Source organism: Kitasatospora sp. NPDC022785 (assembly GCF_055561295.1).
Genome location: NZ_JBVHHB010000016.1, coordinates 76,514 through 89,201 on the forward strand (window position 1 = coordinate 76,514; position 12,688 = coordinate 89,201).

10 protein-coding genes and 4 pseudogenes are annotated in these 12,688 nt (G+C 70.2%); 8 read left to right on the plus strand and 6 right to left on the minus strand.

Features of this window, described 5'->3' with window-relative positions:
- Positions 1–159 precede the first annotated feature (159 nt).
- On the minus strand, positions 160–411 hold the full coding sequence (locus ACZ3YO_RS23735; protein WP_396323662.1) for an amphi-Trp domain-containing protein: 252 nt from the start codon (positions 409–411) through the stop codon (positions 160–162).
- A gap of 264 nt (positions 412–675) precedes the next feature.
- A complete protein-coding gene (locus ACZ3YO_RS23740) occupies positions 676–2,058 on the minus strand; it encodes a diacylglycerol/lipid kinase family protein (RefSeq protein WP_465572586.1) in 1,383 nt (460 codons plus the stop codon).
- Positions 2,059–2,581: 523 nt separating this feature from the next.
- Here ACZ3YO_RS23740 and ACZ3YO_RS23745 point away from each other — a divergent pair.
- Together ACZ3YO_RS23745 and ACZ3YO_RS23750 are read left to right on the plus strand one after the other, a co-directional pair.
- On the plus strand, positions 2,582–4,201 hold the full coding sequence (locus ACZ3YO_RS23745; RefSeq protein ID WP_465572589.1) for an MFS transporter: 1,620 nt from the start codon (positions 2,582–2,584) through the stop codon (positions 4,199–4,201).
- 116 nt (positions 4,202–4,317) lie between these two features.
- A complete protein-coding gene (locus ACZ3YO_RS23750) occupies positions 4,318–4,824 on the plus strand; it encodes a GNAT family N-acetyltransferase (protein ID WP_465572591.1) in 507 nt (168 codons plus the stop codon).
- A gap of 974 nt (positions 4,825–5,798) precedes the next feature.
- On the opposite strand, the gene ACZ3YO_RS23755 is transcribed toward ACZ3YO_RS23750, so the two are convergent.
- Positions 5,799–6,152: a hypothetical protein gene (locus ACZ3YO_RS23755; protein ID WP_465572594.1), complete on the minus strand. Its 354-nt coding sequence runs from the start codon at positions 6,150–6,152 to the stop codon at positions 5,799–5,801.
- A gap of 97 nt (positions 6,153–6,249) precedes the next feature.
- On the opposite strand from ACZ3YO_RS23755, the pseudogene ACZ3YO_RS23760 reads away from it, so the two are divergent.
- The 4 genes and pseudogenes from ACZ3YO_RS23760 to ACZ3YO_RS23775 all read left to right on the plus strand — a co-directional run.
- Positions 6,250–6,459: pseudogene (locus ACZ3YO_RS23760) on the plus strand (IS256 family transposase); the annotation flags it as partial.
- A 42-nt stretch (positions 6,460–6,501) separates the two neighbouring features.
- Positions 6,502–7,485: a GNAT family N-acetyltransferase gene (locus tag ACZ3YO_RS23765; RefSeq protein WP_465572596.1), complete on the plus strand. Its 984-nt coding sequence runs from the start codon at positions 6,502–6,504 to the stop codon at positions 7,483–7,485.
- A gap of 529 nt (positions 7,486–8,014) precedes the next feature.
- Positions 8,015–8,455 (plus strand): hypothetical protein, encoded by a 441-nt coding sequence (locus ACZ3YO_RS23770; RefSeq protein WP_465572599.1) that lies wholly within the window; start codon positions 8,015–8,017, stop codon positions 8,453–8,455.
- A 183-nt stretch (positions 8,456–8,638) separates the two neighbouring features.
- Positions 8,639–9,053: pseudogene (locus tag ACZ3YO_RS23775) on the plus strand (transposase family protein); the annotation flags it as partial.
- Positions 9,054–9,123: 70 nt separating this feature from the next.
- On the opposite strand, the pseudogene ACZ3YO_RS23780 reads toward ACZ3YO_RS23775, so the two are convergent.
- Positions 9,124–9,892: pseudogene (locus ACZ3YO_RS23780) on the minus strand (transposase).
- 142 nt (positions 9,893–10,034) lie between these two features.
- The gene (locus tag ACZ3YO_RS23785; RefSeq protein ID WP_465572602.1) at positions 10,035–10,565 is read right to left on the minus strand and encodes a hypothetical protein; all 531 of its coding nucleotides are present in this window, start codon (positions 10,563–10,565) and stop codon (positions 10,035–10,037) included.
- A 147-nt stretch (positions 10,566–10,712) separates the two neighbouring features.
- Between ACZ3YO_RS23785 and ACZ3YO_RS23790 the strand changes: the two are divergent.
- A pseudogene (locus tag ACZ3YO_RS23790) lies at positions 10,713–11,064 on the plus strand (transposase family protein); the annotation flags it as partial.
- A gap of 69 nt (positions 11,065–11,133) precedes the next feature.
- On the opposite strand, the gene ACZ3YO_RS23795 reads toward ACZ3YO_RS23790, so the two are convergent.
- A complete protein-coding gene (locus ACZ3YO_RS23795; RefSeq protein WP_465572605.1) occupies positions 11,134–11,568 on the minus strand; it encodes a VOC family protein in 435 nt (144 codons plus the stop codon).
- Between the two features lie 411 nt (positions 11,569–11,979).
- Between ACZ3YO_RS23795 and ACZ3YO_RS23800 the strand changes: the two genes are divergently transcribed.
- Entirely contained in the window at positions 11,980–12,507 is a 528-nt protein-coding gene (locus ACZ3YO_RS23800) for a GNAT family N-acetyltransferase (protein ID WP_465572808.1), read from the plus strand.
- The last annotated feature ends 181 nt before the right edge of the window (positions 12,508–12,688 follow it).

Sequence of the window (12,688 nt, forward strand, 5' to 3'; positions counted from 1 at the left end):
TAGCCTCCCACGCCCGCACGCCGGCCTGCCCGTACGCTCGCCTGCCCGTACGCTCGCCTGCCCCGTGTGGTGCGCCGGTGGCCGCTGCCGGGCCTCGGCGACCAGCGGGTCGTCCGGGTCAGCCGCCCCTCGCTTCCGGTGGCAGGCCCAGTCGCACGGTCACTGCGACGGTTTCGCCCCGTTCGGCGCGGTCGACCACTTGAGTTCGATCTCCAGCTCGATCTCGTCGTCGCCGACCTCGACCTCGACCTCGCTGCGGAGTTCGTCGGGGATCCGCAGGGTCATCCTTCCGGGACCGAGTTCCAGCTCGGCGTTGCCCTCGTGCCGCAGCGCGGCCGCGAGTGAGGCGAGCAGATCGGCGGCCTCAAGGCGGGACAGCGAACCTTTTTGCTCGAACTTGAGGTCCTTCACGGATCTCTCCAATCCGGTGGGATCAGCAGGGGCACGGCGGCGGCGCCCCGCCCCGGGTTCCGACGGCCCCGGGTGGTGGTGGCCGCCTGCCCTCGACCCGCGTGGGGCCCCAGGTCCTTCAAGCCTGCGTGTCCCCGGCGGTCTCTGCACGTCGGGCCGCCGGGTGGTGGGGTGGCCGTTCGTCCCCTTCCACGGCGGCCCGGGTCCCGCTGGCTGCCCGCCGTCCACTGCCCCTGTCCACTGCCCCTGCCCGCGCAACCGTGGTCAGCCGGCTCGGTCGCCCGCCGCAGGTCCGGGCCGCGGCCGGGTGAAGGCCAGGGCGACGATCGCACGCCAGTCCGTGGGAGGACCGGCCGCCGGGGTGCCGGGCCGGTGCCTCGGCACCAGGACGCGCAGGGCCTGCGGACGGATCTCGCAGCTGACGGGCGCGGGCAGGACGAGGGCCTCGCCGTCCACGGCCACCGGGATGCGGTCCGTGTCCGATCCGACGGTGATGTGACGGCAGGCCAGTACCTGGAGGCCCGTCGCCCTGGCGCCGCGGAGCGCGAGCTCGGCCGCCTGGGCCGCGTTGGTCACCCGGATCCCGACCACGCCCAGCACTCCGAGGTCCAGCCGGGGCCGGCGGCCGCCCGCGGCGACGGCTTCGGAGCCGGCGTAGGGGTTGTTGCTGACCAGTAGCGCCTGCTGGGCCTCCAACCGTGTGTCGTCCGCGCGGGCGTCGAGGCGGTGGCCGGAGTACCCGAGCAGGAGGTCGGGCAGCGCGCCCAGTGCGGAACCCGCCTTGTCGTCGCGGTACTCGGGGCGCTGGACGATCTGCGCGTAGACCCCGAACGAGGCCGTGTTGACGAAGGCACGGCCGCCCACCACGCCGAGGTCGACCCGTAGTTCCTCGCCGTCGGTGAGCGCGTCGAGGCAGCGCGCCGGGTCCTCCCGGTCCAGGCCGAGATCCATGGCGAAGTGGTTCCGGGTGCCCGCCGAGATCACCAGGAACGGCAGGTCGTGCGCGGCCGCCACCTCGGCCACCGCGGCCTGGGTGCCGTCGCCGCCCGCCACCCCGAGCAGGTCCGCACCCTCGGCCACGGCGTGGCGGGCCAGCGCGGCGACGTCCGTCGGGACCGAGGTGTCCAGCAGCACGACCCGGGCGCCGAGCGCCTCGGCCTTCTCGACCAGCCCGAAACGGCCGACCTTGCCGCCGCCGGACTTCGGGTTCATGATCAGGACCGGATGCCGGGGGAGCTCTGCCGCGACCCCACGCATACCGTCCGGCCGTCGCAGCCGGCGCATCGCCGACCGTGCGCACAGCACGGCCACTCCCGCCAGCGCCACCGCGACCAGCGCGGCGGGCCACAGGTCCGCCCGGGCGTAGAGCACCACGACGGCCATGGGCGAGGCGACCACGAGTACCGCCCCGGCGGTCCGCACCACCCCGTGATGGGACACCACCCACCAGGCGCCGGCCGCCGTGAGCGCCGAGCCGACCACGCCGACAACCAGGATGAACAGGCCGCCGGGCCCGCTCGCGGCCACCAGCGCCGCCACCGCGCCCAGGGCGCAGGCCACCGCGAGCCGGGCCCGGAGACGGACGCCCGGGGGTGTGCCCGGGCCGGACCGACCCGGTTGGTACGGAGCCCCGGGCCGGCCGCTCATGCGGTCGCGGAGCCGTCGTCCGGGCCGCCCGCCACGCCGGGGGAACGGCCGGCGTCGACTCCCGTCGCGGGTGCGGGTGAGGACATGGGGACTCGATTCGTCTGGTCAGGACCGTCACGGGGGCTGTGGGAGTCCGCGCCGACGGAAACGGCGGCAACGGCGGCGCGTGTCGCGCCGGGGTGGGCCGCGTCCGCTGTCCGTCCGGCCGGGGTGGGGCGCCGGGGCTCGGGGGACGGGGGCCGGGATCGGTGTCCGGACCGCATCGTTGGGGTTCGGTGTGCGGGGTGTGCTCCCGCAACCCCGCATACCGACCTTAAGAACAAACCGCCCCGTATGCACCCCGCGCCCTGTCGCCGGGCCTGCGGCGCCTGCGCACCGGCGCCCGCGCGCCGCCACGCGCCCGGCGGTGGGCCCGGCGGCCGCGGGGGAGCCGGGCCGCCGAGCGCCGCCAACCGGCTGACATCCGTGGCGGGTCGGAGATCCGTCGGCCGGGGCTGCCGGGGCCGACGGGACCATGGCGGCTATGGCACCCAGCACAGGCACTCCCGGTCCGACGGCCAGAGCAGGACTCGTCCTGCTCACGCTCGCGGCCGGTCAGTTTCTGATGACCCTCGACAGCTCGGTGATGAACGTCTCCATCGCGACCGTCGCCGAGGACGTCGACACGACCGTGACCGGGATCCAGGGGGCCATCACGGCCTACACGCTCGTGATGGCGATGCTGATGATCCCCGGGGGCAAGGTCGGCGCGCTCATCGGCCACAAGCGGGCGTTCCTGATCGGCTGTGTCGTCTACGGATGCGGATCCCTGACGACCGCACTCGCCCCGAGCCTGCCCGTGCTCCTGCTCGGCTGGTCGTTCCTCGAAGGGGTCGGGGCGGCGCTCATCATGCCTGCGATCGTGGCGCTGGTCGCCGGCAACTTCGCCGTGGAACGGCGGCCCGCCGCCTACGGGCTCGTCACGGCGGCAGGAGCGGTGGCGATCGCGGTCGGGCCGCTCATCGGCGGTGTGGCCACGACGTACTTCTCCTGGCGATGGGTCTTCGCCGGTGAGGTCGCGATCGTCCTCGGGATCCTCGTCCTCGCCCGCCGCATCGCGGACGCGCCGCACGGCGAGCAGCCGCGCATCGACCTCGTCGGCGCGGTGCTCTCCGCCCTCGGGCTGGGGCTCTTCGTCTACGGCGTGCTCCGTTCGGACGAGTGGGGCTGGTTCCGGCCGAAGCCCGACGCCCCGGCCTGGCTGGGGGTCTCCCTGGTCGTCTGGCTGATGCTCTCCGGTCTGCTCCTGATCTGGCTCTTCCTGCGCTGGGAGGCCCACCTCGTCGAGCGGGGCAGGGAACCGTTGGTGGACCCGGCGATGCTGCGGAACCGGCAGCTCACCGGCGGTCTGACGATGTTCTTCTTCCAGTACCTCGTCCAGATGGGCGTGTTCTTCGTGGTGCCGCTCTACCTGTCGGTCGCCCTCGGTCTCTCCGCGCTCCAGACCGGCGCGCGCATCCTGCCGCTGTCGCTGACACTGCTGGCCGCGGCGATCCTGATCCCGCGCTGTCTTCCGGACGTCTCGCCGCGGCGGGTGGTCCGGCTCGGTGTCCTCTCGTTGCTCGTCGGCGCGGTGGTGCTGCTGGCCGCGCTCGACGCGGACGCGGGAGCGGAGATCGTCACCATCCCGCTGCTGCTCATCGGGCTCGGGATGGGAGCGCTGGCGTCCCAGCTGGGAGCGGTCACCGTGTCCGCCGTACCGGACGAACGGAGTGCGGAGGTCGGCGGTGTCCAGAACGCCGTGATGAACCTCGGCTCCTCCATCGGCACCGCGCTGGCCGGATCGATCCTGATCGCGGCGCTCACGTCCTCCTTCCTGACCGCCGTCGAACAGAACCCGGCCGTGCCGGCCGAGGTCGGTGCCCAGGCGGTCGTGGAGCTGGAGAGCGGTGTCCCCTTCCTGTCGGACGCCCAGCTGCAGTCCGCCCTCGACACCGCGGGCGTGAGCCCGGAGGTGAGCCGGGCCGCGCTCGACGCGAACGCCGCCGCGAGGCTCGACGGCCTTCGCGCCGCGCTGGCCGTGCTGGCCCTCATCGGGCTCGTCGCACTGTTCTTCACCCAGCGGATTCCGTCGGTCCAGCCCCGCTCGACGAACCGTTCCTGACGGCTCGCTCGGCCGAGACCCCGTCGGAGGCCCCGGGCGGCCGGGGCCGGCCGCACCGCCCTATGCTGCTGCGGTCTCGGTGATCACGTGAGCACGCACAACGGAGGGAGGCGCACATGGACTACCGCGTGGAGCGCATCGGCCCCGGGGACTGGGAGCGGATGCGCGAGGTGCGGCTCGCACAGTTGCTGGACGCGCCGATGGCATTCATGGAGACGCACGAGACGGCGCTCGGCCACGACGAGGACGAGTGGCGTTCACGGGTGGCCCGGGTCAGCGCGGACGGGAGCGCGGGGTTCGCGGCGGTGGCCCCGGACGGCCGGTGGGTCGGCACGATGATCTCCTTCACCCCCGAGCCGGAGGCGGCGCTGCTGGTGGGCGTCTGGACCGACCCGGCGTACCGGGGCCGCCGACTCGGCGTGACGGACGCCCTGTTGGACGCCGTCCTGGCCTGGGCCCGGACCGAGGTCGGGGCGGAGCGCCTCCTGCTGCGGGTGCACGAGCAGAACCCCAGGGCGACGGCCTTCTACCGCCGCCGCGGTTTCGAGCTCACCGGCCTCGACGAGCCTTACGAGCTGGACCCGAGCAGCCGCCTGCTGGAGATGGCCCTGCCGCTGCGCTGACGCCGCCACCCGCCGTGGAGGCGCAGGCGCACCGGGCCGCCGCCCAGCCGCCGTCCCCGTCGAAGACGGTGTCGGTCTCCGCGACGAACACGTCGGGCTCGGCGGTGCTGTGCAGCACGGATCCGGACTCGGCCGCCGCGAACGGGAGTTCGGGCGGTGCTTCGCGCGCCCGGCGCCCGGCTCGGCGCACACGCGCCCGGCGCCCGGTGCTGCCACACCGCTTCACGGACGGCGGGAGTCCACGGATGGTCTTCGGCCCGCGGCGATGCGTGGCTTGCGCCCTCTCGACGGGGGCTCACGAAAGGCCGGGCGTCTGACCGGTGAGCGAGGACAGGCCGGACGGATGGGGCCGCATTGATCGATGCGGCCGCCCTCTGGGAGGATGTCGGCCATGACGAACCGACGAAAGGCCCATGGCGCGTAGACCGCCAGGGCAGGTGCGCGCCAAGCTGTCGCGCAGGCTCCGCCCGGAGCAGGGCAGGACGACCGTTTCCGGGGTCTCGGCGCGCACACAGAGCGAGATCGCCAGGTTCGAGGACGCACATCTGTGGCCAGGGGCCATCGCCGACGCGATGACGCGGTGGGCCGCCACCGTTCACGGGCCGGCCCGCAGGCTGACAGACGTGCAGCCCCGCGGCTGCGGAGTCGAGGCGTGCTGCCCCTCTGAGGCTCACCCACGAGAGCTGCTGGAGCAGGCTCTGTGCGGGCTACCGCCAGGCGCGTCGGGGGAGCTCGGGCGACGGGTGCATCCTCTTGACGAGCTCTACTGCTCCCGCACGATCGTGGACTCCTACGGCGACCCGTCCCAGCCGTGGTGGTTGCGGAGATGCTGAACCCCGGACCGGGGGGATGCCTCGTAAGCGCCGCTTCGCCGTCCGGCCGGATCCCTCTCCCTCAACGGCCCCAGCTGTCGGCTGAGAAACCGACTCACCTCCATCGAACGGGAGCTGGAGGCGGCCTGACTGACAGCGGCTTCAGAGGTCGACCCATGAATGCACATTCGGATGGTCGTGCCACCCGCGGAAGAACCAGTCTGCGAGATCGCCGAGACGCTCCATGCAGTCCTCGTAGTAGCTGTTGGGCACCGGTCTCGGGAAGTTCGGGTGTGCGGTCCAAGAAGGAACCCAGGTTGCCACCTCGTAGAACCCCTCGACGACCCAGCGATCAAGCTTCCGATCTCCCTGGAGTTGTTCGCACGCTGCGCGCATTGCCTGCTCCAGGCGCGTGAAGGCCGCCCGATCCCATTCCAGATCACCCCGCAGCCGAAGCAGGAAGCTTCCTTCCTCCGCTTCGAACTCCTGCCTCAGAACACTCATGACCTCGTCCACGAGCGAGATTATGGAGCAATGCTCATGACCTGTGGATCGGCCTCGGGTTGGACGCGAACGGCGTACCTTCCCGATTGATCGACTTCTGGTCATCTAGTCGACCTTCGCGACCGTCCGTCTGCGGACCAAGGTCACCAAGGGCGCCGGAACCGGGGCCGCCGCCCTGGCGATGGTCTTCAAGCTCGTCGAGTCCGCCCAGGCCCGCTGGCGAGCCGTGAATGCACCCCACCTCGTTGCCCTCGTCCGCGCCGGGGCCCGCTTCGAACGCGGCCAGCTCGTTGAACGGCCGCAGACGACCGCGGCGTGAATAGGGTGGCGGACCTGCCTCGAAGTTCGAGAACATCCGGTCATGTTGGATGGCACGGCAGGACAGGACCTTCCGGTCGGCTTCGGGTTCCGGCCGTATCGCGGCGACGAAGACCACGGCGCCATGGCCGCGGTGCGGCTGGGGTGTGTTGAACGGGACCGGGTCGATGTCCATTCGGTTGTGGAAGGGCTCCCGACAGCGGCCGAGATCGCCGAAGCTTCCGCCAAGTTGGAGGAGCCGTCCAAGAACCAGATCCTGGTGGTGCTCGACGGGAGCGTCGTCGGCTACTCGACGATCCGGTGGTGGCAAGAGCGGGACGATACGTGGCTGTACCTGCACCGCGGCTACCTCTTGCCCGAGCATCGCGGCCAGGGCATCGGCTCAGCCATGCTGAGCTGGGCCGAAGAGCGGATCCGCCAGCTCGTCAAACAGCATGGAACGGCGCGGACGGCAGTGATCGGCGCGAACGCCATGGCCTCCGAACAGGACGCCACGGCACTTCTGCGCGCAGCCGGCTACCGACGTGTCTTCAGCCTGGTCGAGCTGGAGCTGGGCGATCTGCAGCAGGTGCCCGAGCCGGGCAGCGAACTGCCAGCCGGGATACGGACAGGGCCGATCGGGACAAGCCACTACCGTGCAGCCTGGAGGACGGTCGTCGATTCGTACGCGGACCCCGGTTTCACTCAGAGATGGCCTTTCCAGGACTTCGTCGGCACCGCCGACCCGGCATGCTGGAGGGCTGCCTGGAACGGGCAGGACATGGTCGGCGTCGCCCTCTGCTCCATCCACCGTCACGACCACACCGTGGGCGAGGTGGAAGAGCTGAGTGTCCGGACGGACCAGCGACGCCTCGGAATCGGCCGGGTCCTGCTGCTGGACGGCCTGCGGAGCCTTCGCGAGCAGGGTGCAACGACCGCTCGGCTGTTCACGGGCACGGCAAATCCGCACCGGTCCTACGACCTTTACGAGAGTGTGGGGTTCCGGCGGCAGAACGAGTACGTCCGTTACCGCAAGCCGCTTGCTTGATCGACCGGCCATTGGGCTGTCGGGTCAGTCCACAGGATTTGACAATTCCTCCGGATCATGACACCCGCAACAGAGACCCGGCACGGCTTGGCCAGGTGGCGGACCCGCACAGCGTGGAAGCCAGGTGAGACGTTGGGCCTCAAGTCGGCGGCCATGAGTGGCGGTTGGTGGCCGTGTCACGGCTCAATGCGGCAGCGATGACGCCGCACCGACAGCGGCGAGCGTGATGTCGGTCAGCCTTCCGGGGTAAGGCTGGTGCCGGCGAAGCAGCCGTTCGCCCGGCTCGTAGCAGCCATCCCTGCCACCGAAGCTCGCCCGGAGCCGCGGCCGCCCTTCCAGCGGAGGACTCGATGCCCCTCGCGAGGGTGACCGTCGGACACTACTTCAGGCCGATCCCCTGCGCCCGCCGGGCAAGGAAGATCGGCCCATGCGATTCAAGACGCTTCATCCGTCCCCGACGGTCGGTGACACCGCGCAGCCGGTCCCCAGGTGGGCCATCCGCTCCGCCCAGGTCATACCCCTGGCTGTCTTGCCATCGTGCCTCTGGCGTCTGCCGTTCGCGTTCGACTTCGAGATGGGCCAGGTCTACGCCGTCCACAAGACGTGGCACTGGTGGGTGATCCTCTACGTCTTCGGGCTCAGCCTTCTCTCCGAGGGGCTCGCCTATCTCTGCTTCGGCCTGGTGGCCGGATGGGGCGAAGTCGCTCCTTCCTGGATCCCGATCATCGGCGGCCGACGTATTCCACCGCTCGCAGCGATCGTTCCGGCCGCCTTGGGCGGTCTGGCACTCATCGCGCTGTGGGACCCACTGCCGCTCGCCTTTCTCCACATCGGCGGGGTCCCCCTCGTCGAGTACTCCAACGGCTGGTGGAAGGCCCTCGCGGCAGCGGCCACTCTCCCGCTGATTCTGTGGGGCCCTCTTCTCCTGGCTCTGACGTACGCGTACTACAAGCGCCGTCGTGGAGAGTGACATGCGGTCAACTTGATTGGGTGGAGTCGGTGCCGTTCGCCTGACAACCGGCAGATGCTGTCGGTGGCCCTGGACTGTGAGGTATGCGCAGGGCGGCGGTTCGACCGACGCCGAGAGGGCCGCGCGGGAGCGGATCCGGCTTCAGGACCTGCAGACCGACATCACGAATTCAACTTCAGTAGTGTGATCACGGCGTCGGAGTCGTCCTGGATAGGTCCCGTTCACAGGGCTCGGCTCGCGCCAGTTACGCAAGCTGGTGACCGTACTGCGGCGCAAGGAAGCTGGCACGGTCCGCCGGGGGCGGCCATGGGGCCTGCCCTTGGAAGACCGGCTGCTATTGGTCACGGCTTACTGGCGCACGAACGTGACGATGCGCCAACTCGCCCCATTGTTCGGCGTATCCACGTCGGCTGCAGACCGCATCATCAACCAGCTCGGTCCCCTGTTCGCTCTCCAGCCTCGACAGCGTTTCGCGAAGGACGCCGTGCTCATCGTGGATGGCACCCTGGTGCCCACCCGCGACCACACGGTCGCCGAGCAGTCGAAGAACTACCGGTACTCCACCAACCACCAGGTTGTCATCGACGCCGACAGCCGCCCGAGGGCTGTCCCGTAATTGATCTTTGAGGGATTCGGGGCAGGGCTGGGTGGCCCTTGGACGCGCCCGCCTATGCGGCCTGGAGGAGGTTGTGCAAGCGCGCGATGCCGAGCATGGCGTGGTGGACGCCGTCGCCCTTGAGTCGGCAGTCGCGCAGGATTTTCCAGGTCTCCATTCGGGCGAAAGGCGTGCTCGACGCGCGCGCGAACTCGCTTGTGGTCGTGGTTGTGCTCTTCCTGCCAGTCGGTCAGCTCTCCGCCTCGGGGTCGGCGGTGCGGGATGACCAGGCCGGTTCCGGGGTAGCCGCCGTCGGCGATCGTGGTGGTTCTGCCGACGGCGGCCTTGGCGCCGGACTCCTCCCATGCCTTGCAGTCGTTGCGGTTGCCCGGCAGAGGTGTGCCGACCGCGACGACCAGGCGGGTGTGGGCGTCGATGACGACCTGGTGGTTGGTGGAGTAGCGGTAGTTCTTCGACTGCTCGGCGACCGTGTGGTCGCGGGTGGGCACCAGGGTCCCGTCCACGATCAGCACGGTGTCCTTGGCGAAGCGGCGGCGGGGCTTGGGCGCGAGCAGCGGGCCCACGTGGTCGGTGATCCGGTCGGCCGCCGACTTGGATACGCCGAACAGCGGCGCGAGCTGCCGCAGTGTCAGGTTCATCCGCCAGTAAGCCGCGACCAGCAGGACGCGGTCGTCCAGTGGCAGGCTCCACGGCCGGCCCGGACGCACCGTGTCGGCGCCCTCGCGGCGCAACACGGTCAACAGCTTGCGGAAGTCGCGCGGACTCAGCCCGGTGAACGGGGCTATCCAGGACGGCTCCACCGCCGTGATCACACCAGCCACCGCAAGATCATCTCACCCCTCCTTTGCCGGGAGCCGGGCGACCGCGGCCACTGTGCCGCGCGGCGAATCACGCTGCCCAACCCTGCGCCGGCTCGCGTGAACGGAGCCATCCGGGCTCGGCCGGTCTGGACCGGCGAACCCATCAGGCGGGTCGGCGGCGTCGGTAGTAGGCCCAGGCCAGGGCCAGCACGATCGGCCCCCACAGCATTGCCGGCGTGATGCACACACGGGCCAGGGCCATCCACCATCCGTTGCTGAACCCGCCCTCGGGCAGGACGCCCGCCCAGGCGAGCGGGTAGAGGTCGAACATCGCCACCAGGGCCAGGCCGCCCAAGGCCGCTGGGACCACCGCGGCGAACGGAGCCACCCGCCGGCCGCCGAGGAACGGCACCCAGCGCGGTACCACCTCGCCCCACCCGCTGACCAGGCCGGTGCTGAGCAGCGCCAGCGCCTCGGTGAGCAGACTGAGCCCGACGACGTAGAACGGCGTCCACCAGGGAGCAGCTGGCGCCGCCGGGTCGACCATTCCCATCCGGAAGTCGGCGGCGAACGGCAGCCGCCAGAGGCAGTGTGGCAGCACCACGAACGGGAGGGCTTTGGCGAGTCGGAGAGCCCAGACGGGGACGGGACGCTCGGTGTCACCGAGCGGGAGGGCGAGACGTGTGATCGGCATGACCCCACCCTCGCCAAACCCCGACGGCAGTGCATCGCCCACGTGCACGATCACGATCCCCCACGAGAGCCACCCCTCGATCGTCCTGGCGGCCGACCGTCGGCAGAACCCGGGCGGCGATCTCGGAAGTCAGTTACGGGACAACCCCTGGTCGTCGTGATGGGCCGCCCTCTGCCGGGCAATCGCAATGACTGCGAGGCGTGGGCAGAATCCGGCGCGAGGGCCGCCGTCGGCCGGACAGACCACAACGATCGCCGACGGTGGCTACCCCGGCACCGGACTCCTCATGCCCCATCGGCGTCGCAAGGGCGATGAACTGCCCGACCGGAAGCAGGCGCACAACAAGTCCCACAAGCGAGTCCGCTCCCGCGTCGAGCACGCCTTCGCCCGCATGAAGACCTGGAAGATCCTGCGTGACTGCCGTCTCAAAAAAGGCCACGGCGTCCACCACGCCATCCGCGGGATCGCCCGGCTGCACAACCTTGCTCTCACGGGATAACTCCCGCCGCATACAAGACCGAAGGGGTCTATGGGAGACGGCTACCTACCTCGCCGAGTCGGAGGATCCTCAGGCGAGACAGAACTCGTTGCCCTCAATGTCCTGCATCACGATGCAGGACTCGTTCTTGCCATCGGCGTGCATCGTTCGCACATGTACCGCGCCAAGCGCGACCAGCCGTGCGCATTCGGCTTCAAGCGTGGCCAGCCGCTCCTCACCCACGAGCCCGATACCGGCCCGCACGTCAAGATGCAGCCGGTTCTTGACGACCTTCCCTTCGGGAACGCGCTGGAAGAGCACGCGCGGGCCCACACCCGAGGGATCACTGCACGCGAAGTAGATAACCTGATCCTCAGGCGGCAGTGAGCGATGGTAGTCCTCCCAAGTGGCGAACCCCGTCGGGACCGGAGGTACGACGTACCCCAGCACCTCGCACCAAAAGCCGGCGAGACGCGCAGGATCCGCGCAGTCGAAGGTCACTTGGAACTGCTTGATCGTTGACATCAGCGCACGATAGCAGCGGCCCTGCTCATCTCCCTGGGCGGGTGGGTCGCACGTTGCCGGGACTACGCCCCTCGCCTTCCGCTGCCGTGTCGTGCGGTCGCAGGGGTGAACCGAGGGCCGTGCCTCCCAAAGGGATGGGACCCCAGGGTCCAATCCCGGCCAACCACTCTCATGCGAAGATCAGTTACGGCACAACCCTTGGCCCCGCCGTTTCGGTTGAGATGGGGCCGGAAGCATAGGGAAGTGCGAAAGTGCCTTCCGGGCTAGGACGATGAACTCTGTCGAGAGATTCTGCCGGTCCGAGCGGAAGGCGCTTTCTGCGTGCTGCGGGCAGGCGTAGGGCCCGGCGGCGCGAGGACAGTTGCCCAGGCTGGCCGTTTCATCCGACGCAACCGCGACGAGGACCAGCGCATCCACAGCACCACCAGGATCCGCCTGATCGAGCCCACTGACGCCGCCCCCATCGCTGCGCATCGGGTGCGGGACTTCGAGGCTTTTCGGCCGTGGGAACCGGCCCAGCCGGCTGCCTTCTTCACCCCTGAGGGCCAGGCGGAGCGGATCGACAGGCTTCTGGCCGGGTATCGGGCCGGCGCGGTCTGGCCGGGCGTGGTGCTGGCCGATGACCAGGTGATCGGCCAGGTCACCGTCGGAGGCATCCTGCCGCAACTGCACCTGCGCCGCGGCTCCGTCGGATACTGGATCGCCAGCGTCGCCCAGAATCAAGGGCACGCCGGGCGGGCCGTCGGGCTTGTACTCCGGGTGATGACGGACGAACTCGGATTGCACCGCGCCGAGGCGTCCACCAATCTGGAGAACCTGCCGTCGCAGCGGGCGCTGCGCCGCAACGGGTTCAACCCGTACGGCGTCGCGCACTCCTCGATATTCCTCGATGGGAGCTGGCGGGACGGGCTGGTGTGGGAGCGGATCCTCGGCGACTGAGCTGTGCGTTCCACCCGGGGCCGCGTCCGGATCATGACCGGAAAAGCGAGGGTACCGTCTGAGCTGCAACGACGTGGCTTGTCCAAGGCCCCAGGCGTACCGGCCGGAAGGCACTTTCTGCGTGCAGACCACCCGTCGCGCCCCAAGCCCGCCGTCAGCGCCGACGGGAGCGGGGTGGTCA

What these genes read in the sequence shown, in the direction of transcription:
- ACZ3YO_RS23785 (WP_465572602.1), bottom strand. Translation starts at nt 10,565, where the DNA reads ATGCCGATCACACGTCTCGCCCTCCCGCTCGGTGACACCGAGCGTCCC.
- ACZ3YO_RS23740 (WP_465572586.1), bottom strand. Translation starts at nt 2,058, where the DNA reads ATGAGCGGCCGGCCCGGGGCTCCGTACCAACCGGGTCGGTCCGGCCCG.
- ACZ3YO_RS23765 (WP_465572596.1), top strand. Translation starts at nt 6,502, where the DNA reads ATGTTGGATGGCACGGCAGGACAGGACCTTCCGGTCGGCTTCGGGTTC.
- ACZ3YO_RS23750 (WP_465572591.1), top strand. Translation starts at nt 4,318, where the DNA reads ATGGACTACCGCGTGGAGCGCATCGGCCCCGGGGACTGGGAGCGGATG.
- ACZ3YO_RS23795 (WP_465572605.1), bottom strand. Translation starts at nt 11,568, where the DNA reads ATGTCAACGATCAAGCAGTTCCAAGTGACCTTCGACTGCGCGGATCCT.
- ACZ3YO_RS23745 (WP_465572589.1), top strand. Translation starts at nt 2,582, where the DNA reads ATGGCACCCAGCACAGGCACTCCCGGTCCGACGGCCAGAGCAGGACTC.